The organism is Couchioplanes azureus (genome assembly GCF_014648355.1).
In the GTDB taxonomy this organism is placed as follows: domain Bacteria; phylum Actinomycetota; class Actinomycetes; order Mycobacteriales; family Micromonosporaceae; genus Actinoplanes; species Actinoplanes azureus.
This window is the reverse complement of record NZ_BMQY01000001.1, coordinates 828,969-853,191: the sequence shown is the minus strand read 5'-3', so window position 1 is coordinate 853,191 and position 24,223 is coordinate 828,969. Positions and strand designations below refer to the sequence as shown.

27 protein-coding genes are annotated in these 24,223 nt (G+C 70.3%); 10 read left to right on the top strand and 17 right to left on the bottom strand.

Going from position 1 to position 24,223, the window contains the following annotated elements; translation table 11 throughout:
• Positions 1 to 97 precede the first annotated feature (97 nt).
• Entirely contained in the window at positions 98 to 790 is a 693-nt protein-coding gene (locus IEY99_RS03955; protein ID WP_189199358.1) for a sensor histidine kinase, read from the bottom strand.
• Positions 791 to 981: 191 nt separating this feature from the next.
• On the opposite strand from IEY99_RS03955, the gene IEY99_RS03950 reads away from it, so the two are divergent.
• From IEY99_RS03950 to IEY99_RS03905, 10 genes are all read left to right on the top strand, one after another.
• Entirely contained in the window at positions 982 to 1,680 is a 699-nt protein-coding gene (locus IEY99_RS03950; RefSeq protein WP_041832950.1) for a response regulator transcription factor, read from the top strand.
• A gap of 86 nt (positions 1,681 to 1,766) precedes the next feature.
• On the top strand, positions 1,767 to 4,205 hold the full coding sequence (locus IEY99_RS03945; RefSeq protein WP_189199357.1) for a chemotaxis protein CheA: 2,439 nt from the start codon (positions 1,767 to 1,769) through the stop codon (positions 4,203 to 4,205).
• Position 4,206: 1 nt separating this feature from the next.
• The gene (locus tag IEY99_RS03940) at positions 4,207 to 4,644 is read left to right on the top strand and encodes a chemotaxis protein CheW (protein ID WP_189199356.1); all 438 of its coding nucleotides are present in this window, start codon (positions 4,207 to 4,209) and stop codon (positions 4,642 to 4,644) included.
• Positions 4,644 to 5,516: a hypothetical protein gene (locus tag IEY99_RS03935; RefSeq protein WP_189199355.1), complete on the top strand. Its 873-nt coding sequence runs from the start codon at positions 4,644 to 4,646 to the stop codon at positions 5,514 to 5,516. Before IEY99_RS03940 ends, IEY99_RS03935 begins: the two co-directional genes overlap by 1 nt.
• 16 nt (positions 5,517 to 5,532) lie before the next feature.
• Positions 5,533 to 6,714: a protein-glutamate methylesterase/protein-glutamine glutaminase gene (locus tag IEY99_RS03930; RefSeq protein WP_189199354.1), complete on the top strand. Its 1,182-nt coding sequence runs from the start codon at positions 5,533 to 5,535 to the stop codon at positions 6,712 to 6,714.
• Positions 6,711 to 7,556 (top strand): CheR family methyltransferase, encoded by an 846-nt coding sequence (locus IEY99_RS03925; protein ID WP_189199352.1) that lies wholly within the window; start codon positions 6,711 to 6,713, stop codon positions 7,554 to 7,556. Before IEY99_RS03930 ends, IEY99_RS03925 begins: the two co-directional genes overlap by 4 nt.
• Positions 7,557 to 7,571: 15 nt before the next feature.
• Positions 7,572 to 7,949, top strand: a complete 378-nt coding sequence (locus tag IEY99_RS03920; protein ID WP_229798083.1) for a response regulator — start codon at positions 7,572 to 7,574, stop codon at positions 7,947 to 7,949.
• Positions 7,946 to 8,428, top strand: a complete 483-nt coding sequence (locus IEY99_RS03915; protein ID WP_189199350.1) for a chemotaxis protein CheX — start codon at positions 7,946 to 7,948, stop codon at positions 8,426 to 8,428. Before IEY99_RS03920 ends, IEY99_RS03915 begins: the two co-directional genes overlap by 4 nt.
• A complete protein-coding gene (locus IEY99_RS03910; RefSeq protein WP_189199348.1) occupies positions 8,425 to 8,787 on the top strand; it encodes a response regulator in 363 nt (120 codons plus the stop codon). The genes IEY99_RS03915 and IEY99_RS03910 overlap by 4 nt, the downstream gene beginning before the upstream one ends.
• A gap of 7 nt (positions 8,788 to 8,794) precedes the next feature.
• Entirely contained in the window at positions 8,795 to 9,277 is a 483-nt protein-coding gene (locus tag IEY99_RS03905; RefSeq protein WP_189199346.1) for a hypothetical protein, read from the top strand.
• Between the two features lie 66 nt (positions 9,278 to 9,343).
• Here IEY99_RS03905 and IEY99_RS03900 read toward each other — a convergent pair whose 3' ends face one another.
• The 16 genes from IEY99_RS03900 to IEY99_RS03825 form a co-directional block, all read right to left on the bottom strand.
• Positions 9,344 to 10,384 (bottom strand): sulfotransferase family protein, encoded by a 1,041-nt coding sequence (locus tag IEY99_RS03900; protein WP_189199344.1) that lies wholly within the window; start codon positions 10,382 to 10,384, stop codon positions 9,344 to 9,346.
• A gap of 89 nt (positions 10,385 to 10,473) precedes the next feature.
• Positions 10,474 to 10,719 (bottom strand): hypothetical protein, encoded by a 246-nt coding sequence (locus IEY99_RS03895; RefSeq protein ID WP_189199342.1) that lies wholly within the window; start codon positions 10,717 to 10,719, stop codon positions 10,474 to 10,476.
• 3 nt (positions 10,720 to 10,722) lie between these two features.
• Positions 10,723 to 12,276 (bottom strand): hypothetical protein, encoded by a 1,554-nt coding sequence (locus tag IEY99_RS03890; RefSeq protein WP_229798082.1) that lies wholly within the window; start codon positions 12,274 to 12,276, stop codon positions 10,723 to 10,725.
• Positions 12,266 to 14,320 (bottom strand): flagellar biosynthesis protein FlhA, encoded by a 2,055-nt coding sequence (flhA, locus tag IEY99_RS03885; protein ID WP_189199338.1) that lies wholly within the window; start codon positions 14,318 to 14,320, stop codon positions 12,266 to 12,268. Before flhA ends, IEY99_RS03890 begins: the two co-directional genes overlap by 11 nt.
• Positions 14,321 to 14,389: 69 nt before the next feature.
• A complete protein-coding gene (locus IEY99_RS03880; protein ID WP_189199336.1) occupies positions 14,390 to 15,481 on the bottom strand; it encodes an EscU/YscU/HrcU family type III secretion system export apparatus switch protein in 1,092 nt (363 codons plus the stop codon).
• A gap of 3 nt (positions 15,482 to 15,484) precedes the next feature.
• A complete protein-coding gene (gene fliR / locus IEY99_RS03875; protein WP_229798080.1) occupies positions 15,485 to 16,240 on the bottom strand; it encodes a flagellar biosynthetic protein FliR in 756 nt (251 codons plus the stop codon).
• 8 nt (positions 16,241 to 16,248) lie between these two features.
• Entirely contained in the window at positions 16,249 to 17,091 is an 843-nt protein-coding gene (gene fliP / locus IEY99_RS03870; protein ID WP_373293277.1) for a flagellar type III secretion system pore protein FliP, read from the bottom strand.
• Between the two features lie 49 nt (positions 17,092 to 17,140).
• Positions 17,141 to 17,584 (bottom strand): flagellar biosynthetic protein FliO, encoded by a 444-nt coding sequence (gene fliO / locus IEY99_RS03865; RefSeq protein ID WP_189199330.1) that lies wholly within the window; start codon positions 17,582 to 17,584, stop codon positions 17,141 to 17,143.
• 3 nt (positions 17,585 to 17,587) lie between these two features.
• Positions 17,588 to 18,337 carry a flagellar motor switch protein FliN gene (gene fliN / locus IEY99_RS03860; RefSeq protein ID WP_189199328.1) on the bottom strand — a complete coding sequence of 250 codons (750 nt, stop codon included), beginning with the start codon at positions 18,335 to 18,337 and terminating at the stop codon, positions 17,588 to 17,590.
• On the bottom strand, positions 18,334 to 19,272 hold the full coding sequence (locus IEY99_RS03855; RefSeq protein WP_229798076.1) for a flagellar motor switch protein FliM: 939 nt from the start codon (positions 19,270 to 19,272) through the stop codon (positions 18,334 to 18,336). Before IEY99_RS03855 ends, fliN begins: the two co-directional genes overlap by 4 nt.
• 114 nt (positions 19,273 to 19,386) lie before the next feature.
• Positions 19,387 to 19,845 carry a flagellar basal body-associated FliL family protein gene (locus IEY99_RS03850; protein WP_189199326.1) on the bottom strand — a complete coding sequence of 153 codons (459 nt, stop codon included), beginning with the start codon at positions 19,843 to 19,845 and terminating at the stop codon, positions 19,387 to 19,389.
• A 19-nt stretch (positions 19,846 to 19,864) separates the two neighbouring features.
• Entirely contained in the window at positions 19,865 to 20,890 is a 1,026-nt protein-coding gene (locus IEY99_RS03845) for a flagellar motor protein MotB (RefSeq protein ID WP_189199324.1), read from the bottom strand.
• Positions 20,891 to 20,969: 79 nt separating this feature from the next.
• Complete coding sequence (locus IEY99_RS03840) at positions 20,970 to 21,761, bottom strand: motility protein A (RefSeq protein WP_189199322.1); 792 nt, start codon at positions 21,759 to 21,761, stop codon at positions 20,970 to 20,972.
• The gene (locus tag IEY99_RS03835; protein WP_189199320.1) at positions 21,761 to 22,045 is read right to left on the bottom strand and encodes a flagellar FlbD family protein; all 285 of its coding nucleotides are present in this window, start codon (positions 22,043 to 22,045) and stop codon (positions 21,761 to 21,763) included. Before IEY99_RS03835 ends, IEY99_RS03840 begins: the two co-directional genes overlap by 1 nt.
• 187 nt (positions 22,046 to 22,232) lie before the next feature.
• Positions 22,233 to 23,453, bottom strand: coding sequence for a flagellar hook protein FlgE (locus IEY99_RS03830; RefSeq protein ID WP_189199318.1), 1,221 nt, complete (start codon positions 23,451 to 23,453; stop codon positions 22,233 to 22,235).
• A gap of 3 nt (positions 23,454 to 23,456) precedes the next feature.
• On the bottom strand, positions 23,457 to 24,137 hold the full coding sequence (locus tag IEY99_RS03825; RefSeq protein WP_189199316.1) for a flagellar hook assembly protein FlgD: 681 nt from the start codon (positions 24,135 to 24,137) through the stop codon (positions 23,457 to 23,459).
• Between the last annotated feature and the right edge of the window lie 86 nt (positions 24,138 to 24,223).

Sequence of the window (24,223 nt, the reverse complement as noted above, 5' to 3'; positions counted from 1 at the left end):
GGCCGGGCTCCTGTTCGCCCGGCAGTCCTATCGGACCGGATATTTGTGGTTACGTCCTATCTTTTGTCTTTTCTGGCGATCCGGTCAACGTGCCGTGTCACTCTGTGGGGATGGTCAGGGGTAGCCGGATCTCGGCTCCCGCTCCCGTCGCCGGATCGAAGGTGAGCTCGACCGAGCCGCCGTGCCGGGCCGCGATGGCGTCCGCGAGGAGCATCCAGAGGGCCGTGCTGCGGCGCCGGTGCGGCGGATCCGGGTCGGCCAGCATGCCGGCCATGAGGTGCTCGTCGGTGAGCCTCTCGGACTGCCGCGCGGTCACCGTGATCCGCCATCCGGCGGCACCGGCCTCCGTGCTCACCACGGCGGACCGGTCGGCGGCGCCGCTCGCGACGGTACCCACCACGGCGTAGAACAGGTCGCGCAGCAGGGCGGCGTCGGCGGACAGCGGCGGCCCGTCCGAGGTCTGCACGGTCGCGGCGGTGTACGGCTCCTGGCTGGCCAGCAGCTCGGCCACCTCGCGGATCACCGCGCCCGGGTCCACCGCCGTGGGCCACAACTCGAGATCGCCGGTCTGCAGCCGGCTGACCACCATGAGGTCCTCGACCAGCGCGAGCATCCGGTCGGTGTTGCGCCGTACGGCGGCCAGCGCCACCGACCGCTCGGCCGGGGCCAGGTCGTCGGTGTCCAGGCTCTCGGTGAACGACGCGATGGTGGTCAGCGGCGTCCGCAGCTCGTGCGAGACGACCGCGAGGAAGCGTGCCTGGAGCGCGAAGACGTTCGTGGGGGTTCGCACGCTGAACTATAACTTTCCGTATATGAACAGACACGTCACGCTATCGTGGTTTTGGACATTTCATCTTCGCCGCCCGCGTCCGCGGGGGGCGTGAGCAAGACGCTGACCCGGACCGAGCGCGTGCCGCGCCCGGCGGGCAGCCGCGTCTGGCGACGCGCCGGGGCGGAGGCGGAGGGCATGGTGACGAGCGCATGAGCAGACTGCTCGTGGTCGAGGACGACCCGGACATCGCCCTGGCCCTGCGGCTGCTCTTCAGCCGGGCCGGGTACGAGGTGGCGCACGCGGGCGACGGGCGCACCGGCCTGAAGGAGGCGTACGCGGAGCACCCCGACCTGGTGGTGCTCGACGTCGGTCTCCCGGAGATGGACGGCTGGCAGGTGCTCGAGCGGCTGCGGGACGTGTCCGACGTACCCGTGCTGGTGCTGACGGCGCACGGCCAGGAGGCCGAGAAGGTCCGCGGCCTGCGCGGCGGTGCCGACGACTACCTGACCAAACCGTTCGCGAACAACGAGCTGCTGGCCCGGGTGGAGGCCTTGCTGCGCCGCTCGTCCGGCGGGCAGAACAGCTGGGCCAGCCAGATCTACGACGACGGCCTGGTGCACCTGGACCCGACCAAGCGCCGGGTCTATGTCAAGGGCGACGAGAAGCGCCTCACGCCGACGGAATTCCGGCTGCTCAACGCCCTGGTCCGGCACGCCGGCGCGGTGCTGAGCCCCAACCAGCTCCTCACCCAGGCGTGGGACGACCCCACGGGCATCGGCCAGGAGCGCGTCAAGTTCGCCGTGCTCCGGCTGCGCCGCAAGCTCGGCTGGTCGGATCCCGACGAGTCCCCGATCGAGTCCGTACGCGGATTCGGCTACCGCTACCGGCGCCCGGGCGGTGACACCTGAGCCGCAACCGGTAGCGGTCCGGGTGTCCTCAGGTGGGGCTCCGGTGGGTCGATGAGGGATTTGGGATACGAGCAGGAGGTAGGGCGTTGGAAGACCTTGGCGAGATCGTCGGCGAATTCCTCATGGAGAGCCACGAGAACCTGGACCAGATCGACCGGGATCTCGTCGCGCTCGAGCAGAACCCGGCCTCGCGTGACCTGATCGCCCGCATCTTCCGGGCGATCCACACGATCAAGGGCACCAGTGGCTTCCTGGCCTTCACCCGGCTGGAGACGCTCGCGCACGCGGGCGAATCGCTGCTGTCGCGGCTGCGCGACGGCGTCCAGCCGGTCACGCCGACCACCATCACCACCCTGCTGGCCACGATCGACGGCGTCCGCTCGCTGCTGGAGGCCATCGAGCAGAACGGCAACGAGGGTGAGGTCGACGTCGACAACATCATCACCGCCGTGCACGCGCAGATGAACGCCCCCGGCGACGCGCCGGCGGCCGCACCGGCCGCCCCCGCCGCGGAGGCTGCCGCCCCTGCCGCCGCGGAGGCGGGCGCGCCTGCCGCCCCTGCCGCCGCGGCCCCGGCGGCGGGCGAAGCCCCGGCAGCGGCGGCCGAGCCGGCCGAGAAGCCGGAGCCGCTGGAGGAGAAGCCGGCCCGGCCCGCGCCCGAGACCGTCGAGGGTCAGCGCCGCCCGCTCGGCGAGATCCTCGTCGAGACCGGCGCGGCGCAGGCCGCGGACGTCGGCTCCGCGCTGCAGGCGCAGCTCGACGGCGACGAGCGCAAGCTCGGCACGATCCTGCTGGAGGAGGGCAAGACCCAGCCCGGCGCGGTCAACGAGGCGTTGCAGGCGCAGACGCCCAAGCGCAGCGTCGCCGACAGCGCGATCCGGGTGGACGTCGACCTGCTCGACACCCTGATGAACATGGTCGGCGAGCTCGTGCTCGCCCGTAACCAGCTGGTCCGCGGCGTGATGGAGACCGGCGACTCCGGCCTGGTCCGCAGCGCCCAGCGGCTCGGCATGATCACCTCCGAACTGCAGGAGGGGATCATGAAGACCCGGATGCAGCCCATCGAGCACATCTGGTCCAAGCTGCCCCGGGTCATCCGCGACCTGTCCAACTCGCTCGGCAAGAAGGTCGAGCTGGTCATGGAGGGCAAGGAGACCGAGCTCGACCGCAGCCTGCTCGAGGCCGTCAAGGACCCGCTGACCCACCTGGTGCGCAACGCCGTCGACCACGGCATCGAGGACGCCGACCGGCGGGCGGCCGCCGGCAAGAACCCCCAGGGCACGCTGACGCTGCGGGCGTACCACGAGGGCGGGCACGTCGCCGTCGAGGTCGCCGACGACGGCGCCGGCATGGACGTCGAGCGGATCGCGGCGAAGGCCGTGGAGAAGGGCCTGCTGCGTCCCGAGCAGATCCCCAACATGGACAAGCGCGAGATCATGGCGATGGTCTTCCAGCCCGGCTTCTCCACCGCGGCGAAGGTGACGAACGTGTCCGGCCGCGGCGTCGGCATGGACGTCGTCAAGACCAACATCGAGCGGATCGGCGGCGCGGTCAGCGTCGACTCGACCCTGGGACAGGGTACGGTCTGGCGCCTCACCATCCCGCTGACGCTGGCGATCATCCAGGCCCTGACCGTCGACTGCGGCGACCAGCGCTACGTCGTGCCGCAGGTCGCCGTCCTGGAGCTGGTCTTCATCGACGGCCAGTCCACGAAGATCGAGTACGCCTCCGGCGCGCCGGTCTACCGCCTGCGCGGCAAGCTCCTCCCGCTCGTCCGCCTCGACCGGGCCCTCGGCCTGGAACCCGGCGGCGACCAGGGGGTCTACATCATGGTGCTGCAGGCCGACGGGCGCCGTTTCGGCCTCGTCGTGGACCGCGTCCTCAACACCGAGGAGGTCGTGGTCAAGGCGCTCAACACCCGGTTCAAGGACATCGGCCTGTACGCCGGCGCCACGATCCTCGGCGACGGCAAGGTCGGTCTGATCCTCGACGTCTCCTCCCTGGCGCGCCGCTCGCACCTCGCGGTGGACTCCGAGCGGGAGAACCTCACCGGCACGTCCCGCGCGACCGGAGGCGGCGGCACCGGCGAACGTCTGCTGATCACCGCGGTCGGGGAGCGCCGGGTGGCGATCCCGCTCGACACGGTCACCCGCCTCGAGGAGTTCCCGCGGGACCGCATCGAGCACGCCGGCTCCCGCGAGGTGGTGCAGTACCGCGGCCAGATCCTGCCGCTGGTGCGGCTGTCGCACCTGCTGGGGGCGTACAGCGAGATGGAGGAGAGCGACACCGTGTCGGTGGTCGTCTACAGCGAGGGAGGCCGCAGCGTGGCGCTGGTCGTGGACCGGATCGTCGACATCGCCGAGAACTCGACCACCGCCCGCCGCGACGCGGAGGAGGACGGTCTCGTCGGTACGGCGGTGATCCAGCAGCGGGTGACCGAGCTGCTCGACGTGCGCCGCGCGATCCTCGCCGCCGACCCGAACTTCTACAACGAGATGTCCGACGAGATGCTGGTGGAGGCCTGAGATGGCGAGCCGGCAGTTCGCCACCTTCGAGGTGGCAGACCAGCTGTTCGGGGTCGAGGTCGACACCGTGCAGGAGGTGCTCTCGTACAACGAGTACACCCCCGTGCCGGGCGCGCCTCCGGCGGTCGGCGGGCTGTTCAACCTGCGCGGCCAGGTGATCGCGGCGGTCGACCTGCGGGTGCAGCTCGGCCTCGCGCGCCAGGCCCTGCAGGGACCGGTGATGAACGTGATCCTGCGCGGCGACGGCGAGCCGGTCAGCCTGCTCGTCGACCGCATCGGCGAGGTCGTCGACCTGGAGGACGAGGCGTTCGAACCGCCGCCGGACACGCTCAGCGGGCCCACCCGCGAGCTGGTGACCGGCACCTTCAAGATGGACGGCCGGCTGATGCTGGCCCTCGATGTCAACCAGGCCGTCGACACGTACCGAGCCACCACCTGATGTACAGCCTCGTCAGCGCCCCCGTCCTCGGCTTCGACCTGACCCGCCTCGGAGGCGGGTCGGCAACCGCCGAGGTGCTGTTGCGCGCCCTGCGCCTCAGCCTGGGGGACCTGCCGATCCTCGCGGAGAGGCTGCCCGACGAGGGGGTCCGGGGCCCGCTCTGGGTGGAGGTGGAGAGCGCCGCGCGCAAGCTGCCGACGCTCAAGGGTATGAAGGCGGACGATCCGGCCAGCTCGCTGGCCCTGGTCGAGCGGGCGCCGATCGGCTCGGTCGACGCCCTGCTGACCTGTCTGCGGTACGACGTCATGGCCTGGACCTGGCAGGGCAGCGGCCGGGACGCCAAGCAGAGCGAGACGGCCGCCGCGGCGACCGCCCTGCTCTGCGATGCCGCCGTGGCCAGCTACCTGCGCGAGGTCCTCGACGAGACGACCCGCCGGATGCTGGGCGCGGGCTGGGTGGCGGCGCTGCGCAAGCTGCCCGCCGGCAAGCCGATCGACCTGGGTCCGCACCACTACGCGGTGTCGGCCCTGCTCGACCGGCTGCGCTCGGTCACGGCGAACGACCTGGCCCGGCTGACCCAGTCGGCGGAGGACGCGCGCCGCAACGCCGGAGGCTGGTCGCCGGCGGTGCACTCGGCCTCCTGGGCGGCGTACCTGTCGGACCGGGTCCGGACGGCCGCGGCCGCGCAGATGCTGCTCGTGCAGGCGATCGACACGGCCGCCATTCCGCTCGCGGAACGGGCCGGTGGCGTCTGGAACATGCTCAGCGGCGCGGTCCAGGCGCTCGTCGTCCGGGACCTGCTGGACACCGCCACGGCGCATCGGCTGCTCGCGCCGGTCGTCGCGGCACTCGGCCCGGCATGGCTCGGATGAGAGGCGGAGGAAAGCGATGATCAGAGTTCTCGTCGTCGACGACTCCGTGGTGGTCCGCAGGCTCATCGTGGACTCGCTCACCGGCGCGGCGGGCATCGAGGTGGTCGGCACCGCGGCCAACGGCCTGCTGGCCCAGGCGAAGATCGACCAGCTCAAGCCGGACGCGATCACGATGGACATCGAGATGCCGCAGATGGACGGCATCGCCGCGGTGCGCGAGCTGCGTAAGCGGCACAAGCACATCCCGGTGATCATGTTCAGCACGCTGTCCGCGGCCGGGGCCAGCGCCACCCTCGAGGCGCTCGCCGCGGGCGCCACCGACTACGTGACGAAGCCGAGCAACGTCGGCTCGATCGCCCAGTCCATCGCGGCCGTCCGCGAGCAGCTCGTGCCGAAGATCCACGCGCTGGCCGGGCGCCGGGCGGGCGGCGCGGCCCGGCCCGGAGCGGGCCCGGCACCGGCCCGGCCCGGTCTCGCCCCGCCTCCGGGCCTGCGCCCCGGTGCGCCGGGACGACCCGGCGTGCTCGCGGGTCGTGCTCCCGCGCCGGCGAAGGCCGCCCCGGCCCGGCCGGTGCGGCGCGGCCCGCACGGTCGCGTCGACATCATCGCGATCGGGTCGTCGACCGGCGGCCCGGACGCGCTCACCAAGGTGCTGCAGGCACTGCCGACGGACCTGCCGGTGCCGATCGTGGTGACGCAGCACATGCCGCCGGTCTTCACCCGCATGTTCGCCGAGCGCCTCGACCGCAGCACGCCGTTGCACGTGGTCGAGGCCGGCGAGGGGATGGAGCTCGTCCCCGGCACGGTCTATATCGCTCCCGGCGACAAGCACCTGGTGCTGCAACGCCGGAACACCGCGACGCTGACCCAGCTCAGCGGCGCGCCGCCGGAGAACTCGTGCCGTCCGGCGGTCGACGTGATGTTCCGCTCCGTGGCCTCGCTCTTCGGGGCGTCGGCGTACGCGGCGGTGCTCACCGGCATGGGATACGACGGACGAGGTGGTGCGAAGGTGCTGCGTGACGCAGGCGCCGAGATTCTGGCGCAGGACGAGGCGAGTTCGGTGGTCTGGGGCATGCCCGGCGCCGTGGTCGGCGCGGGATTGGCCGACGAGGTGTCGCCGCTGGACAAGATCGCTTCGGCCTTGATCCAGCGGGTTCAGGTGGGTCGCGCGCCCCGGGCGACGGCGGTGACCCGATGACCCTCTCTCAGGCCGACTTCGCCTTCGTCTCGACGCTGGTCCGGCGCGAGGCGGCGATCGTACTGGCGCCCGGCAAGGAGTACCTGGTGGAGGCCCGGCTCATTCCGGTGGCCCGGCAGGTCGGTGCCGGCAGCGTCAGCGAGTTCCTGGCCAACCTCCAGCGCAAACCCAACCCGGCCGACCAGCGCCGGATCATCGACGCGCTGACCACGAACGAGACGTCGTGGTTCCGCGACCGGGAGCCCTTCACGGCGCTGACCGACGTCGTGCTTCCCGAGCTGGTCAAGAACCGCGGCTCGGCTCGCAAGCTGCGGCTGTGGTCCGCGGCGAGCTCGAGCGGGCAGGAGGCGTACAGCCTCGCGATCACCCTGCAGGAATCGCTGCCCGCAGGCTGGGGATACGAGATCATGGGCAGTGACATCTCCACCGAGATGGTCAAGCGCGCGGAGGCGGCCGAGTACAGCCAGGTGGAGGTCAACCGGGGTCTGCCGGCCACGCAACTGGTGCAGTACTTCGAGCGGGCCGGTGCGCACTGGCGGGTCGCGCCGCACCTGCGGCGCAACGTCACCTTCAAGCACATGAACCTGACGGCGCCGCTGCCCAACATGCCGCCGTTCGACGTGATCTTCCTGCGAAACGTGCTGATCTATTTCGACGTCGCGACGAAGAAGTCAGTGCTGCGCAACGTCGCCCGGCTGCTGCGGCCGGACGGCTGGCTCTTCCTCGGTGCGGCGGAGACGACCATCGGGATCGACGACAACTACGAACGGGTGGCGGCCGGCCGGACCTCTGCCTACCGAGTGCGAAGCGCGGTGCCGGCCGGCGCCGCAAGGAAGGGGTGAGCTGCGGTGCGCGCCATGGTGATCGACGACTCGCGGGCGATGCGGATGATTCTGAAGCGCATCGTCGCGAAACTGAACTTCGAGGCGATCGAGGCGGGTGACGGCCAGGAGGCCCTCGACCTGCTCTCGACCATGACCGAGGTGCCGGAGCTGGCCCTCATCGACTGGAACATGCCCAACATGAACGGGCTCGAGTTCGTGACCAAGGTCCGCGCGGAGCCGCGGCTGCGTGAGATGACGCTGGTCATGGTCACGACCGAGAGCGAACAGAGCCAGATCGTCCGGGCGCTCGCCGCGGGCGCACACGAATACGTGATCAAGCCCTTCACCGAGGGAGCCATGATCGAAAAGTTGGCCCTGCTGGGCCTGGTACCGACCGGAGCGAACTCATGAGCGTCGAAACCGTGGTGAGCGAGGACGATCTCGCGGAGATGGTGGAACAGGTCTGGGTGTCGTACCTGGACCCGGAGGGCGTCAATCCGCTGGTCCTGACGGGTGACGACAAGCAGACGACCGAGGTGCACTCGACGGTGTCGATCACCGGCACGTGGCACGGTCACCTCGTCTACGCCTGCTCGATGCAGGCCGCCAAGAAGTCCGCCGCGGGCTTCCTGGCGATGGAGATGGACGAGGTCAGCCAGGAGGACATCTCCGACGTCCTCGGCGAGCTGGCGAACATCGTCGGCGGCAACGTCAAGGCGATGCTGCCGGCCGGCTGCTTCCTGTCGCTGCCGACCGTGGTGCTGGCGCCCGACACCGCGTCGTACTACCCGTCTGCCGAGCAGATCACCGGCCTGTACGGCGTCTGGGACGGGGAGCCGATCTCGATCACCATGTGGCAGAGCATCAAGCAGCAGGAGGGTGCGGCATGAAGATCCTGATCGCGGATGACAGCCGGGTCATGCGTCAGATCGTGACCCGCACCCTGCGCCAGGCCGGCTTCGACGGACACGAGCTCGTGGAGGCGTCGGACGGCGCCCAGGCCATGGCGATGGCCGACTCGGAGAGCCCGGACCTGATCATCTCGGACTGGAACATGCCCGAGATGACCGGCATCGATGTGCTGCGCAAGCTGCGGGCGGCGGGGAACAACGTCAAGTTCGGCTTCGTGACGTCCGAGTGCACCGACGAGATGAAGAGCGCGGCGGAGAGCGCCGGGTCCGCGTTCTTCATCGTCAAGCCCTTCACTGCTGAGCAATTCGATGAGGTCTTCTCTCCTCTTTTGGGATGATATAGCCATGTCTGACACCTCGGTCGTTCCCGCCTCGCTCGCCGTCCGCAACCTCTTCGAGGACCTCCTCGGCCGGGACGTCAACGTCTCTCCCGGCGACCCGATGACCGCCGATGACCTGGCCACCGGCGCGATCGCCGTCTATACGGACTCGATGCAGCTGTACGCGGTCTGCGGCATGACGCTGAGCCTGGCGGCCAACGCGGGCGCCGCGCTCGGCTTGCTTCCCGCGGGTGCCGCCGAGGACAGCATCGAGGAGAAGCAGCTCTTCCCGAACCTCGCCGAGAACGTCTTCGAGCTCTACAACATCTTCACCAGCCTGCTCAACCGCGAGGGCGCTACGCACGTGAAGCTTTACCAAGTCATCTACCCCGGCCAGGAGATTCCCAACGACGCCCGGGCACAACTGCTGGCGCTGGGCAAGCGGCTCGACCTGCTGGTCGAGGTGTCGCGCTACGGCAAGGGCAAGTTCTCCCTCTCGATGGTCTGACGGGCACCGGCGTTCAGCGGTGGACCGGGACAGGTTCCCCGATCCACCGCTGAACGCCGTCGGGCGTCAGGACTGGGCGGTGTCGAGCCGGCGGTCCGCCGCGGGCGGGGCGGCCTGGCGGTGCACGACCGGGGCCGGCAGGTGGGCCAGATCGTCGCGACGCAGGCGGCTGGCCGCCCGGCTCAACCTCCGGCGGGCCGGCAGGAACCGCTGCGGCGCCGCCGTCCAGCCGTAGCGCAGCAGCTCGGCGGGCGCCGGGCGGACCGCACCCGTGACGTCGTAGCCGTGGGCCGCCAGGCGGCTGCCCAGCGCCGCCTCGCAGAGCGCGATCTCCGCCGGCGTCAGCCGGCTCTGCCAGCTCTGCACCCGCTGGGTCGTCACCGGCGAACGGGTGCGCGCGTGCCACGTCTTGAACGACGGCACGGCGACCTCGGCCACCGCGGACGGTTCGGCCATGGCCGGGTGGTAGTCCTCGCCGAGGTACGCGCACAGCTCGGTGAGCCGTCCCTGCGGGTCCGCGACGAGGTCCTCGTAGCGCAGCTCGTACCACTGCGCCGGGCCGAGCCGGCGCGCGGCGCGCCGGGCGTCGTCCACGGCGCGGGCCCAGGCGGCCACCGTCGCGTAGATGTCCTTGCGGTGCCAGGACATCTCCTTGAGCGACGCCACGCAGTCCCGGCCGTCGCGGACGATGTTGACGAACTGGGCGTCCGGGAAGAGCCGCAGCAGGATGTCCACGTTGTGCAGGTACGCCGGCCGCTTGTCGCCCCACCGCGGCTTGCCGAAGCGGGCCGCGTACTGCTGGAAGATCGTGCCCAGCACCGAGCCGAGCGTGCCCGGACCCTCGGTGATGCGCTCGACGACGGCCTCGGCGTCGAGGCCGAGGTCGCAGAAGCGGGTCTCGCGCCGGTCCACGATGCGGCGGGCGAGCGCGCGCCGGTTGGCGGCGACCCGCAGGTCGCCGAACTCCCGGCGCTCGCGGTAGGCGGCCAGCACGAACCGGGTCTCGGGCGGGATCGCGATCCGTGGATGGGCGTGCAGCATGAGCTGCAGCATCGTGGTGCCCGAACGCGGGCAACCGACGACGATGATCGGCCGGTCAGTGGGCACGGTGCACCTCCGGTGGGCAGTCGCTCACCAGAGGTAACATACGGCCAAAAGGGGCGATTGTTAACGAACTGTCAAGGCGTGTCGCGGGCTTACGACTCGGGGCGCGGCTCCGCCGGCTCCGGGTCCGGGGTGGGCCTGACCCGGGTGCCCGGCTCCTCCGCCCGGCCGTAGCCCGCCGTGACGAAGCGCAGCCCGGCGAGCAGTATCGCGGCGATCGGCACGGCGATGAGGAACCGGATCAGCACCTCGGTCACGTCGATCTCGTCGAGCACGTAGCGATACACCGCCGGTGCGCTCATGAGCAGCGCGAACAGCAGGACGGAGGGCCGGATCACGGCTCATCCCCGGCGGGCGGGCCGGCGGGGCAGGGCGGCCATCGGCACCACGTCCGCGGCGATCCGGGCGCAGAGCAGGGCGGCCCACGAGTGCGGGGTGGCGGGCTTGCCGTCCAGCGACACGATCGGCACGTCGAGACCGAGCACGGTGGCCGGGTCGGACGTGATGTCCACGTTGTGCACCACCAGCGCCTCCACGTCGCCGAGCGCGCGCAGGTGCCGGGCGGTGTCCGCGGTCTTACGGGTGGCGTCGACCACCGCCCACACCGCGGTCGCCTTGAGCGCGTCGCACATGTCGCTGATCCAGATCGGGTCCGTACGCCCCACCACCGCGTCGACCACCACGATCCACGCGTGATCCGCGTGGTGCAGCTTCTCGACCTTGGTCGCCGCGGTGGCCGGGTCGCCCAGGATCCGCGAGGAATGCATGCCGGTGCCCGCCGCGGACGGCCCGCCGAGCATCAGGTGTGCCTGGTCGAGGCCGGCCTGCTCGCAGAGCTTGCGACCGATCGGCACGGCGTGGTCGAGGTCGCCGGCCAGGACCAGGATCTCGCCCGGCGCGTCCGGCACGGCCGGCGCGGACGGGCGGGCGGCCAGGACGCCGAGCACGCCCGCGTACGTGTCCCCGCCGGTGATCTCCGCGGCCATCTCCGGCGGCATGCCGACCCGCATCAGGTTCTGCTGCACCGTGTCGAAGTGCTGCTGCGGCCGGATGGGCGCCGGCATCGTCGTGGTCACGTGCGCCGTCGTCGCCGGGATCGCGGAGGTGGGCCCGAGCCCCAGTCCGCCGAGATGCTCCGCCAGGGTGGCCGGGGCGGGCGCCGGCGAGGTCGGCGCCAGGCCGTACGCCTCGGCCGGCGTGCGCGGCGGCGCCGGGTTCTGCGCGGCCCGGTCGGCCGCCGGGTTCGGCGTGAAGGGCGGGTGGTCGTTGACGCCCAGCCCACCCATCAGCTCCGCGAGCGAGGGTACGGCCGGCATCGGCTTCGGCCCCGCGTTCGCGCCGCCGTTCACCGGAGAGCCGGTCGCCTGGGCGGGCCGGAAGGGCCGTACCGTCGGGCTCTCCGGCGGCGCCGGCTCGGGCTCCCGGGCCGGGATCGACGGCCGGTTGTACGCCTCCGCCCGGTCCAGGTTCGCCATCAGCTCGGCGAAGGCCGAACCCGGGTCGGACAGGCCCCGGCTCGGCGGCGTGTCGAGGGCCGGCCCGCGGCCGCCCACCGCCGCGTCGACGTCGCCGAAGCCGGCGTCCCGTCCCGCGGTGCGGTCGCCGGCCGTGGGGGCCGGGCCGGGCGTGATCCGGTCCCGCGACTCGGCCCGCGCCAGCAGCTGCTCCAGCGTCTGCGGACCCTCGTCGACAGGCGCCGGCGCCCGCCGGGGCGGGGCGTCGGTGCGCTCGCCGGGGTCGGGGACCTCGACGGACAGCTCGTAGTGTTGCTTGGCGAAGAACCCGCCGAAGCCCCCGGTCCGGACCTTGTCCGCCGAGATGATCCGCACCGAGGAGCCGTACTCGTCGCGCACCTGCGCCAGCAACGGCTCGATGGCCGGACCCTCAAGCAGCACCCGCGTAGGCACCGTTCACCACCCCCATGGTCTCGATCTGTGCGGTGGAACCTGAAATCTCCGAGTAGGACAGCACCTGCACCCGGCGGGAGCCGGCGCGCAGGAGACGCATGAGCGGCAGCCTCAGCTGCGGTGAGCAGGCCAGGACCGGCGTGATGCCGGACTGCTCCGCGGCCTCCACGAGCCGGCCGGCCTCGCTCACGATCGCCTCGGCCCGCATGCCGTCGATCGCCATGAAGGCGCCGGTCTCGCTGGGGCGCAGCGACTCGAGGAGGCTCTGCTCGAGCATCGGCTCGAGGGTGATGACCGTGAGCCGGCCGTTGGCGGCGTACTGGGCGGCGATCGCCGGCCCGAGCGCGGCGCGGGCGGCCTCGACCAGGCCGTCGTGGTCGACGGAGACCTTGGCGCGCAGGGAAAGGGCCTCGAAGATCCGGACCAGGTCGCGGATCGGCACGCCCTCGTCGAGCAGCGCCTGCAGCACCCGCTGGATCTGGCCGAGGCTCAGCAGGGTCGGGGTCAGCTCCTCGACCACCACCGGATGGGTGCGCTTGACCATCTCGGTCAGCGACCGGACGTCCTCGCGGCCCAGCAGCCGGCTGGCGTTCTGCCGGACGATCTCGGCGAGGTGCGTGATGATCACGGAGGCCCGGTCCACCACGGTCGCGCCGGAGAGCTCCGCCTGGTAGTGCAGCTCGGCCGGCACCCACTTGCCGGCGAGGCCGAAGACCGGCTCGATGCCGGCCCGGCCGGGCAGCGCCTGCAGGCCGTCGCCGATGGCCAGCACCGTGCCGGGCGGCGCCTGCCCGCTGCCGGCGTCGACGCCGGAGATGCGGATCGCGTACGACGACAGCGGCAGGTCGAGGTCGTCGCGGGTCCGCACCGGCGGCATGATGATGCCGAGCTCCAGGGCCATCTTGCGGCGCAGCGCCCGGACCCGGTCGAGCAGGTCGCCGCCGTTGGTGTCGACCAGGTCCACCAGGTCGGGCGAGAGTGCGAGCTCCAGCGGGTCGACCCGCATCTCGCCGAGCAGCGACTCGGGGGAGTCCGGCGCCGGCCGGTCGGCCTCCCCGGCGGCGGCCGCGGCGGCCGCGGCCTCGGCCTCGGGCTCCGGGTCCTTGACGCGCTGGGCGATCAGCAGCGTGGTGGCGCCGATGATGAGGAAGGGCACCTTGGGCAGGCCCGGGATGACGCAGAGCCCGAGCGCCGCGCCGCCGGCGATCCGCAGGGCGAGCTTGTTCTGTCCGAGCTGGGCGGTGACGCTGCTGCCCATGTCGCCGGAGGTCGCCGAGCGGGTCGTGATCAGACCGGTGGCGACGGAGAGCAGCAGCGCGGGGATCTGCGAGACCAGGCCGTCGCCGACGGTCAGCAGGCTGTACTGGTTCATCGCCTCGGCGGGCGCGAGCCCGTGCTGGAGGATGCCGACGCCGAACCCGCCGACCAGGTTGATCACCGTGATGATGATGGCGGCGATGGCGTCGCCCTTGACGAACTTGGAACCACCGTCCATGGCGCCGTAGAAGTCGGCCTCGGCGGCCACGTCGGCCCGGCGCTTCTTCGCCTCCGCCTCGTCGATCAGGCCGGCGTTCAGGTCGGCGTCGATCGCCATCTGCTTGCCCGGCATCGCGTCGAGCGTGAAGCGGGCGCCGACCTCGGCGACCCGCTCGGCACCCTTGGTGACCACGACCATCTGGACGATGATCAGGATCAGGAAGATCACCAGGCCGATGACCAGCGAGCCACCGACGACGAAGTCGCCGAACGCGTGGATGACCTTGCCGGCGTCGCCGTCGCGCAGCACGAGCCGGGTGGCGCTGATGTTGAGGGCGAGCCGGAACAGCGTCATGACCAGCAGCAGGGCCGGGAAGACGGAGAAGTCGAGGGGCCGCTGCACGAACATCGCGACCAGCAGGATCAGCAGGGCGCCCGTGATGTTGGTGGCGATCAGTAGATCGAGCAGGAAGGTCGGCAGGGGCACGACCATCATGACGATGATGCCGATGACCCCGATGGGTACGGCGAACTTACTGAGGCTGCGGTTCTTCACGGCCCCCCTTTCACCTGCTGATAGTCCCGCAGCGACGGCCGTGATGTGAGGAAATCTCCCAGATCATGACTATGCTGCCGTGGCCGTAGCGTTCGGGTTGCGGTGCACTCCTGCGGCCGACCCACGGGCCTTCATGCTCATCACGAACGCCAGGACCTTCGCCACCGCCCCGTAGAACTCGGCCGGGATCTCCTGCCCCACCTCCACGCCCTTTTCCAGCGCCCGGGCCAGCGCGACGTCCTGCACCAGCGGGATGCGGTGCTCGGAGGCGATCTCCCGGATCTTCTGCGCGACGGCGCCCTGGCCCTTCGCCAGCACCCGGGGCGCGCCCTTCTCCGGGTCGTAGCGCAGCGCGACCGCCACGTGCGTGGGGTTGATCAGCACCAGGTCGGCGGTCGGCACGTCGGCCATCTGCCGGCTGCGGGCCATCGCCATCTGCTTGGCCCGGATGTGACCCTTGAGGTGCGGGTCGCCCTCGGCGTTCTTGTTCTCCTGCTTGACCTCCTCCTTGGTCATCCGCAGTTGCTTGTTGGTGCGGCGGCGCACCACGAAGTAGTCCGCGGCGGCCATCACGATGCCGGCGACGGAGGCGGCCCGGATCAGCGACAGCGCGGCGTCGTTCACCACGCCGAGCAGCGAGACGACCTGCAGCCGCCCCGCCGTCATCAGCAGTGGCACGATGTCCTTCATCGTCGCGTAGAGCACGCCGGCCAGCACGCCGGTCTTGATCAACGCCTTGGTGCCCTCCCACATCGCCTGCGGGCCCAGCATCTTCTTGAGGCCGGGCCACGGGTTCAGCCGGTTGAACTTCGGGATGAACAGCTTCGTGGCCACCCGGATGCCGCCCTGCGCGCCGGCCGCCGCGATGCCGATGGCCATCATGGTCACCGCCAGCGGCAGCACCGCCCAGGCGGCACTCATCAGGCCGTCCTTGAGGATGCCGAGCGCGACCTGCGGATCGGGGTTCGCGACGACGTCCGGGATCTTGGCCATCAGCTCCCGGGAGTGGTCCATCGCCGACTTCATCGTGCGCGGCAGCATGATGCTGGCGGCCAGCATGCCGAACCAGGCGCCGACGTCCTGGCTGCGCCCGATCTGGCCCTCCTGCTTGGCCTTCTTGAGCTTCTGTGGTGTGGGTTTCTCGGTCTTCTCACCGGACACGGCTCACCCCCCGCCGCTGAGGTGGACGACCGCGCTGACCGCCTTGTCGATCAGGCCGTCCAGGGCCCGGGGCAGGATCGCGATCGCCGTGCCGGAGAGGGTGAGCACCAACAAGATCTTGGCCGGGAAGCCGAGCTGGAACGCGTTGAGCGCGGGCGCCACCCGGTTCAGCAGGCCGAACGCGACGTCGGTGAGGAACAGCACGGCGATCAGCGGCCCGGCGATCTGCACCGCCGCGACGAACATCTCGCCGATGCCCTCGGTCAGCAGCCGGCTGAACGTCTCCATCGAGAAGCTGGAGTCGAGCGGCAGCGTCTTGTACGACTCCAGGAACCCGCGGAGGATCAGCTGATGACCCTCGCTGGCGAACAGCAGGGTGGCCGCCACCAGGTTGTAGAAGCGGCCGAAGACCGAGCTCTGGTTCATCGAGAGCGGGTCGTAGGCGGACGCCAGCGCGAAGCCGCCGAAGACGTCGATCATGTCGCCGGCGGCCTGGATCGCGGAGAACAACAGGTACGTGATGAAGCCCAGCGCCGCCCCGACGAAGACCTGGAGCAGAGTGGCGGCGAGGATCGCCGAGGTCTCGATCGACGGCAGGGTCGCCTGCAGGTGGGGCGCCATCGGCAGCGCCAGGCCGATCGAGAGCAGCACCTTGATCTGGCCCGGGATCAGGCGCGAGTTGAACGGCGGGCAGAGCATCAGCCAGGCGCCCGCGCGGGCCGCTCCCAGGAAGATGGCCATGAGCTGCGCGATGGGCACGTCCCAGTTCATTTCGGATACGAGCCCACGAGTGCGGTGATGATCAGCCCCCAGCCGTTCACGAGCACGAACAGCAGCAGCTTGAACGGCATTGCCACGGTCACCGGGGGCAGCATCATCATGCCCAGCGACATCAGTGACGCGGAGACCACCATGTCGATGATGAGGAACGGGATGAAGATGACGAAGCCGATGATGAAGGCGGCCCGCAGCTCGGACAGGACGAACGCGGGGATGAGCGTGGTCAGCTCCACGTCGTCGGCGTTGGCCGGCTTCTCCTGACCGGAGACCTTGATCAGCAGGGCGAGCTCGTCCTCGCGCGTGTTCTTGAGCATGAACTGCCGCAGCGGCTGCACGCCGTCGCGGAACGCCACCGACTGCGACTTGTCCCCGGCGAGGTAGGGCTGCACGCCCTGCTCGTTCACCTGCGACAGGACCGGGCTCATGATGAAGAGGCTGATGAACAGCGCCAGACCGGCGAGAACCTGGTTGGGCGGCATGCTGGTCAGCCCGAGGGCGTTGCGGGTGATCCCGAGGACCATGAAGACCTTGGTGAACGCCGTGCACAGCAGCAGGACGGCCGGCGCCACCGAGAGCAGGGTCAGGCCCAGCACGATGACCAGGGATGTCGCCGGTTTGCTGCCGTCCGGGTTGGTGCCGTTGATGTTGACGCCGATCGAGCCGCCGCCGGTCGGCCGCACGGTCGGCGCCGCGGGCGGGGTCGGCGGCGCGGGCGCCTGCGGCGCCCGGTACTGCGCCACCACCGAGGCGGGCGCGGCCGCGGCGGCCTGCGTCGCGGCGGTGGGCGAGAAGGCGCCCAACGCCAGGAAGAGCCCTGCCAACCACCCCACCGCCACCCACGACAGGACTGAAGACTTCAGGCTCGCCCGCCGCCACATGTCAGTGCCTCGCCGTCCGGTCGCGCAGGAAGTCGAGGGTCGACGTCCATGTCCGCGGGGAGAGGATCGAGCCGTCCAGCTTGCCGCCGTGGTGCGGCAGCACCGTGGGATGCGCCGGCGACAGGACGTCGGCCGGCCCCACCGCCACCGCGTCACGCCTGCCGTCCGTCGCGGCCACGGCGTGCGGCTCGTGCGCGAAGGCCGCGAGCTCCGTCTCGCCCAGCAGGCTGACCTGGTTGTCCGTGACGCCCAGGATCAGCGCCTTGTCCGCCACCCGGACGACCGCCACCGAGGATCCGCGGCTCAGCGACTGCCGGTTGAGGACGGAGAGATTGCCGTGCCCGCGCCTGCCGATGCCGCCCCGGCGGGCGACCCGGGCCAGCCCCCACATCAGGCCGAAGACGACCAGCAGTGAGAAGGCGATGCGCAGGACGAGCTCGAACAACGTCTACTCCCCGCTGGAGGGGGCGAGGATCTCGGTGATCCGGATGCCGAAGTTCTCGTCGACGACCACGACCTCGCCGCGCGCGATCAGCCGGCCGTTGACCAGCAGGTCCGCGGGGCTGCCGGCGGCGCGGTCGAGCTCCACGATCGCGCCCGGGACCAGCGAGAGCAGCTCCCGTACGCTCATCCGGGTCCGGCCCAGCTCGGCGGAGACCTCCATCTCGACGTCGTGCAGCATGTCCAGGCCGCCGCGCATCACCGCGGCGTCGGAGCCGCCGCGCCGGGCCACCCCGCCGGCTCCCGGGTCGCCGGGCCAGGGGCTGAGCGACAACGCCAGCACGGCCCGGATCTCGCCACCGTCGAGCAGGGGAACGGCCACCGCGTCGGTCTTCGCGGCCACCGCGCTGAGCGCGACACCCGGTTCCATGAGCTGACCGGGGTCGAGCACGACGGGACCGAACGAGCGGGCGGCGGCCTCCAGGGCCGGGCGTACGGCGGCGGTCAGGTCCAGCTCGCCGAGCGGGCTCTCCTTGAGCGCGTCGGCCAGGTCCTGGCCCACCACGACGACGACCTCGCCGGTGGCCGCACCGCTGAACTTCGCGGTGATCGCCTGCCCGGAGGTCAGCATGTCGGCGGTCGCGGCCACCGGCGCGCCGACCGACAGCTCACGGCTGGTCGGCAGCACCGCCAGGGCCGCCTGCGCGGCGGTCCGGACCAGCGCGAGCTGCGGCTCGGTGATCGTGGGCGCGGTCATCTGCGTTCTTCCTCCCTGGGCGGCGACGGCACGACGAGACACGCGAGCCGGGCACCCTGGTTACCGGGGACTGCATGCGCGAAAACGGCCTCGTTGACGGTCACCTCGAGCGGCAGGCTGGTCGGGTGCCCCAGCGGCACGACGTCTCCGGGGCGTAGATCCACGATGTCATCGGTACGCATGCGGATGGGCTGGAATCGGACAGCTACGTCAATCGGCGCCGCGGAAAGTCCGGCCGTCAGGTTGCGTTGGGCGGTCTCGCGGGCGCTCCGCTCGGCCGGCGTGAGCTCGATCGTCTCCTGCTTCTCCAGCACCGGCAGGATGGTGTTGAACGGCAGGCAGATGCTGGCCATGCACTCCTCCGTGCCGACCTTCATCTCGAACGAGGCGATCACGACCGCGTCGCCCGGCTGGTGCGCACGCAGGAACTGGGCGTTGTACTCGATCTCGCGCAGCTTGGGCTGGATGTCGACCAGGGTCTCGAAGCTGTACCGCAGCTCGCCCAGCATGCGCTCCAGCAGCCCGCGCAGCAGGGGCATCTCGACCTCGGTCAGCGGGCGCTCCGGCTGGGGGCCGCCCGGGCCGCCCAGCATGTGGTCGATGGCGGTCATCACCGCGGAGCTGGCCATCTCCATCAGGACCGTGCCGGGCAGCGGGTCGAGCGCCACGACCGCGATCAGGGTGGGGTTGGCGAGGGTGGCCACGTACTCGTCGTAGGTCAGTTGCTCGATGGAGACCAGGGCGACGCTGCTGACCGTACGGAGGCGGGTGGTCAGCAGCGTGCCGCAGCTGCGGGCGTACGTCTCGAAGGCGATCTGCAGCGTCCGGACGTGGTCGCGGGACAGCTTGATCGGCCGGCGGAAGTCGTAGGAGGTGGGCCCCGCACTCCCGCGACGGGACATCTTTCCGGGGGATCGGGTCGGCGACGTGGTCACGTCGTCCTCATCGGCTCGGTTGCGCAGCCGCTGAGCCGTGGGGCGTGCTTTGAGGCGCTATACGAGCAATGGGCGGATCCGCACGTCGCGGACCCGCCCATCGGAATAGCTGAGTTACTGCGTGACGAACGAGGTGAAGTAGAGCCCCATGACGAGGTGCTTGTCGTCGACGTTGTAGGCCTTCTCGATCTTCTCGAGCAGTTCCTTCTTCGCCGCCTCGCGACCCTTGTCCGTCTCGAGCTCGCCGATCTCCATGCCGGTGTACTGGTCGATCGCCAGGTTGATCGCCTCGGCGGTGTTGATCTCCTCCTCGCCGGCCTCCTCGGTCATCTGCAGGGCGAAGCCCATCTTGAGGTAGTGGCCCTTGGCGAGGTTGATCGTCAGCGGGTTCTCCAGCATCACGACCGCGCCCTTCACGGGCTCCTCCTTGGCCTCGGCGGCGTCACCCTTGAGGAACAGGAAGTACGTGCCCGCACCGCCCGCGCCGAGCATCACGACGGCGAGCACAATGATCATCAGCAGCTTCTTGGACTTCTTGGGCGCCGCGGCGGCGTCCTTTTCCTCGTTTGCCATCGGAACTCCTCCTGTCGTGTCAGTCGTGGGATACGGCGGGGGTCGTGGACCCGGTGCTCGATTCGGTCGTGGCAGTGGCGGCCTTAGCCTTCGCGGCGGCTGCGGCCGAGGTCTCACCGGTGTGCAACTTGCCGGCGTCGCCGGCCGCGGCCGGCAGCAGCGCCGCCTGCTCGGCGTTGAGCGCGGTCAGCACGACCACGTCGACGCGGCGGTTCATCGTGATGGACCGCGGGTCCTTGGGGTCGACGAGCGGCTTGGTGTCGGAGAACCCGACCGCGCTCATCCGGTTCTTGGCCAGCCCGTGCTCGACCAGGTAGCGCACGGTCGTCGAGGCGCGGGCCGCGGACAGCTCCCAGCCGCTGGGGTAGTACGTGACCGTCGCCTTGAGCTGGTTGGTGTTGCCGTCGACCTCGATGTTGTTGGGCAGCTTGGCGAGCGTCGGCGCGATGGCGTCGAGGATCTTCCGGCCACCCTCCTTCAGCTCCGCGCGGTTGCCCGCGAAGACGACCTCGTTGGTCACGACGGTGATCACCAGGCCGCGCCGGTCGACGGAGAACTTGACGTGCTCGAGCAGCTTCGCCGCGGCCAGCGCGTCGGCGATCTTGTGCTCGATCTCCTTGAGGTTCTCCACCTCCTGCGCCGCCGCCTTGGCGTTCTCCGAGGCCTGCCTGCGGTCCTCCGCCTGGATCGCCCGGGCCACCGCGTCGGCCTGCTCCTTGCTCATGCCGCTGGTGCCGCTGCCGCCGTCGCCCGGGTTGACGCCGGGGTCGATGGCCACCACGTTGGTGGCCTCCCCGGCGCCCTCGAGCACCTGCGGACTGCCCTGGAAGGCCGCGCTGGATGCGCCGAAGCCCTGGGACAGGCCGGCCGCCAGCTCGGCGAACTTCGCCTTGTCGACGTTGCTCATGCTGAACAGCACGACGAACAACACGAACAACAGCGTGAGCATGTCGGCGTACGACACGAGCCAGCGCTCGTGGTTGACGTGCTCCTCGTGCTCCTCGTGCCCGCCCTTCTTACGGCGGGCCCCTCCCCCGGCGCTCATGACCGTCCTCGCTTCGCTCCGACGCCCATGAGGCACGAAACACTGAGCTCGATGATGTCTCCGCTACGCTCCGACATGATCAGGCAGCCTTCTTCGTCGCGGCGGCGGCCTCGGCGGCCTTGGCGGCGTCGGGCGGCAGCAGACTGCGGAGCTTCTGCGCGACCAGACGCGGGTTCGAGCCGGCCTGGATGGCCAGCACGCCGTCGATGACCAGCTCCATCTCGTCGACCTCGATGCCGGAGAGACGGGTCAGTCGGGCGGCCAGCGGCAGGAAGATGACGTTGGCGGAGAGCACGCCCCACAGGGTCGCGACGAACGCCGCGGCGATGGAGTGGCCCAGCGTCTCCGGCTTGTCCAGGTTCTCGAGCACGTGCACGAGGCCCATGACCGTACCGATGATGCCGACGGTCGGGGCGTAGCCGCCCATGTTCTCGAGGATCTTCATGCCGGCCTTGTCGGCCTTCTTCTTCGCGGCGATCTCGGCGTGGAGGATGTCGTGCAGCTCCTCCGGGTCCGTACCGTCGATCGCGAGCTGCAGGCCGCGCTTGAGGAACGGGTGCTCGACCGTCTTGACCGCGTCCTCGAGGGCCAGCAGGCCCTCGCGGCGGGCCCGCTCGGCCAGCTTCACGACGCTGTCGACCAGCTCGTTCGGCGGGGTGACCTTGGCGAGGAACGCCTTCTTGAGCAGGTTGCCGATGCCGAGGGCGTCCTTGAGGACACCGCCCGCCATGGCCGCGAAGAACGCGCCGCCGAACACCAGCAGCATGGCCGGCAGCAGCAGGATGGAGCCCGGCGTGCCGCCTTCCAGGATCTGCACGACGAAGACGATGATCAGGGCGACGACAACACCAATAATGGCGGCGAGGTCCATCAGCGGTCCTTCCGGTGCAGCGGCAGCACGGTCGCAGTGGCCTGCGGCGCCTGCTCGTCGACGGGCTGGGTCAAGGCGGGCTCACTCTCGACTCGACTCGCCTGGGCGATCAGCGAGGCGCGGTAGTGGCGCACCGAGTCGATGAACTCGGGCACGGACTCGGCGATGACGTACTTGGTACCGTCCACCAGCGTGATGACCGTGTCGGGCGTGCAGTCGGCACGCTCGACCAGGTCGGGGTTCAGGGCGAAAACGGTTCCGTTGAGGCGGGTTACGAGAATCACGACATCCGTCCTTGGGGCGTCTTAGCGGCTGGTGGGGCCGTCCGTGGCCGTTCACTTGACCATTCGGCGGAGCGCCGGTTGCTGATGAGCGCGCTCCGGTCTCTTTACGGGTGCGAGCTAGGCCGGATATGGAGAAGCCGGGGCGGGCCGTGGGCCCGTCCCGGCTTCCGCCGGCGTTATGCGGTTGTCAGCGCTTGAGGTTGACGAGTTCCTGGAGGATCTCGTCGGAGGTCGTGATGATCCGGCTGTTCGCCTGGAAACCACGCTGGGCGATCACCAGGTTGGTGAACTCCTGCGCCAGGTCGACGTTCGACATCTCCAGCGCGCCGTTGTTGATCAGGCCGAGCCCGGCGGAGCCGGCGGCGCCGACCTGGGCGAGACCCGAGTTCACGGTGCTGCGGAACATCGAGTCACCGATCTTCTCCAGACCGTTGACGTTGTTGAAGTTCGCCAGGGCCAGCTGGCCGAGGGTCTGCTTCAGGCCGTTCGAGAACACACCCACGATCTGGCCGGTGTTCGACACGGTGTACGAGCTCAGGATGCCCGCCCCCGCACCGTCCGAGGCGCTCACCCGGGCCTCGGTGTTACCGCTGTAGTGGGTGAGGTCGCGGACGTCGACGGTGTAGGCGCCCAGGGTCACCGTGGTGGCCGGCTGGGTCGGGTCCGCCGGGTCGACGGGCCGGCCCGCGGGGAAGTCGAGGGCCTGGCTGGTGCCGCCGTTGTAGGGGTCGTTCGGGTCTGCGACGCCGTCCGGCAGCTGCAGCGTCCACTGCGTGGCGCCGGTCTTCTGCAGGCGTACGTTCAGGGTGCTGGAGGCGCCGTTGGCGTCGATGACCGGCACCGGAATGACCTTGAAGTCGTTGAGCGCGGCCTCGTAGGACAGGTTGCCGGTGAAGGTCATGCTCTCGGTCGCCACCGGCTGGAGGCTGATGCCGATCGGCAGCTTGATCGGCTCCGGCGCGCCCGCCGAGTTGACCTCGCCGTCGGCGTTGGCGGACCAGCCCTGCACCATCTGCCCGTTGGGCGTGGTCAGGTTGCCGTTCGCGTCGAAGGTGAAGGAGCCGGCGCGGGTGTACAGCGTCTCGCCGCCACCGCGGACCATGAAGAAACCGTCACCCTGGATCATCATGTCGCCGGACTTACCGGTGGTCTGCGCGGCGCCCTGGCTGAAGTTCGCGTTGACGCTCGCGGTACGCACACCGAGACCGACCTGCGCGGGGTTGGTACCACCCGAGTCGTTCTGCGGTGCACCGGCGGCGTTGACCATCTGCGACAACGTGTCCTGGAAGACGGTCTGGCTGGACTTGTAACCGGTGGTGTTGACGTTCGAGATGTTGTTGCCGGTCACGTCCATCATCTGCTGGTGCGCGCGCAGGCCGCTGATGCCGGAGAAAAGAGAACGCAGCATAGGTCAGTTGTCCTTCGTGGTAGCGGAATCGGAGGCAATGTTCTGGGTAGCGGTCTGTCCAGCGGTGCCCGTCGTACCGGCGTCCGTGCCGGTGGTGGCCGCTGCCGTGCCGGCCGGAGCGGCCGGGGCCGCCGGGGCGGCGGGAGCGGTCGTGGCGGTGCCGGTCCTGCCGGAGGCGGTGCTCGCGGCGGTGCCGGTCGTGCCGGTCGGGCTGGTGGCGGCGGCCGCGGGCGGCGCGGCCGACGTCTGCTGGACTTCCGTGACCTTGGACAGCTGCACATCCATGTTCCCGACCACAAGCGTCGGTTCGCTGTCTCCGTTGAGCTTCGTCTTCGTGACGACGCCCGTCTGCGTGGCGCCGTTGGCGTCCTGGTACGTGACCGTGCGGCCGACCAGCGCGCTGGCGCCGATCAACTGCTGGGCCTGCATCATCTCGGCGATCTGGCCGAGCTTCTCGACCTGCGTGAACTGCGCGGTCTGCGCCAGGAACTGGGTGGAGTCCGCCGGGTTCGACGGGTCCTGGTACTTCAGCTGAGCCACCAGCAGCTTCAGGAACGTGTCCTGGTCGGCGATGTTCTTGCTTTTGCCGGCGTCGGTCGTCGTCTTGTTGGTGTAGAACGACGTCGAAGAGGCCTTTTTGTCGTCGTACGTGTTGCTGACGAACCCGTTGATCGGCGAAGTCATGCGGCCGGACCTCCTGAAGTCGCTCGGTGACCCTCGCACTCAGGTTCGGCGGGCACGGCGATTCGCTTAGCCCCAATTTTCTGGTC

Coding starts and splice junctions, on each gene's coding strand:
- IEY99_RS03950 (WP_041832950.1), top strand. CDS start 982: ATGAGCAGACTGCTCGTGGTCGAGGACGACCCGGACATCGCCCTGGCC.
- IEY99_RS03940 (WP_189199356.1), top strand. CDS start 4,207: ATGGCGAGCCGGCAGTTCGCCACCTTCGAGGTGGCAGACCAGCTGTTC.
- IEY99_RS03935 (WP_189199355.1), top strand. CDS start 4,644: ATGTACAGCCTCGTCAGCGCCCCCGTCCTCGGCTTCGACCTGACCCGC.
- IEY99_RS03930 (WP_189199354.1), top strand. CDS start 5,533: ATGATCAGAGTTCTCGTCGTCGACGACTCCGTGGTGGTCCGCAGGCTC.
- IEY99_RS03925 (WP_189199352.1), top strand. CDS start 6,711: ATGACCCTCTCTCAGGCCGACTTCGCCTTCGTCTCGACGCTGGTCCGG.
- IEY99_RS03920 (WP_229798083.1), top strand. CDS start 7,572: ATGGTGATCGACGACTCGCGGGCGATGCGGATGATTCTGAAGCGCATC.
- IEY99_RS03915 (WP_189199350.1), top strand. CDS start 7,946: ATGAGCGTCGAAACCGTGGTGAGCGAGGACGATCTCGCGGAGATGGTG.
- IEY99_RS03910 (WP_189199348.1), top strand. CDS start 8,425: ATGAAGATCCTGATCGCGGATGACAGCCGGGTCATGCGTCAGATCGTG.
- IEY99_RS03905 (WP_189199346.1), top strand. CDS start 8,795: ATGTCTGACACCTCGGTCGTTCCCGCCTCGCTCGCCGTCCGCAACCTC.
- fliN (WP_189199328.1), bottom strand. CDS start 18,337: ATGACCGCGCCCACGATCACCGAGCCGCAGCTCGCGCTGGTCCGGACC.
- IEY99_RS03850 (WP_189199326.1), bottom strand. CDS start 19,845: ATGGCAAACGAGGAAAAGGACGCCGCCGCGGCGCCCAAGAAGTCCAAG.
- IEY99_RS03845 (WP_189199324.1), bottom strand. CDS start 20,890: ATGAGCGCCGGGGGAGGGGCCCGCCGTAAGAAGGGCGGGCACGAGGAG.
- IEY99_RS03840 (WP_189199322.1), bottom strand. CDS start 21,761: ATGGACCTCGCCGCCATTATTGGTGTTGTCGTCGCCCTGATCATCGTC.
- IEY99_RS03830 (WP_189199318.1), bottom strand. CDS start 23,453: ATGCTGCGTTCTCTTTTCTCCGGCATCAGCGGCCTGCGCGCGCACCAG.
- IEY99_RS03825 (WP_189199316.1), bottom strand. CDS start 24,137: ATGACTTCGCCGATCAACGGGTTCGTCAGCAACACGTACGACGACAAA.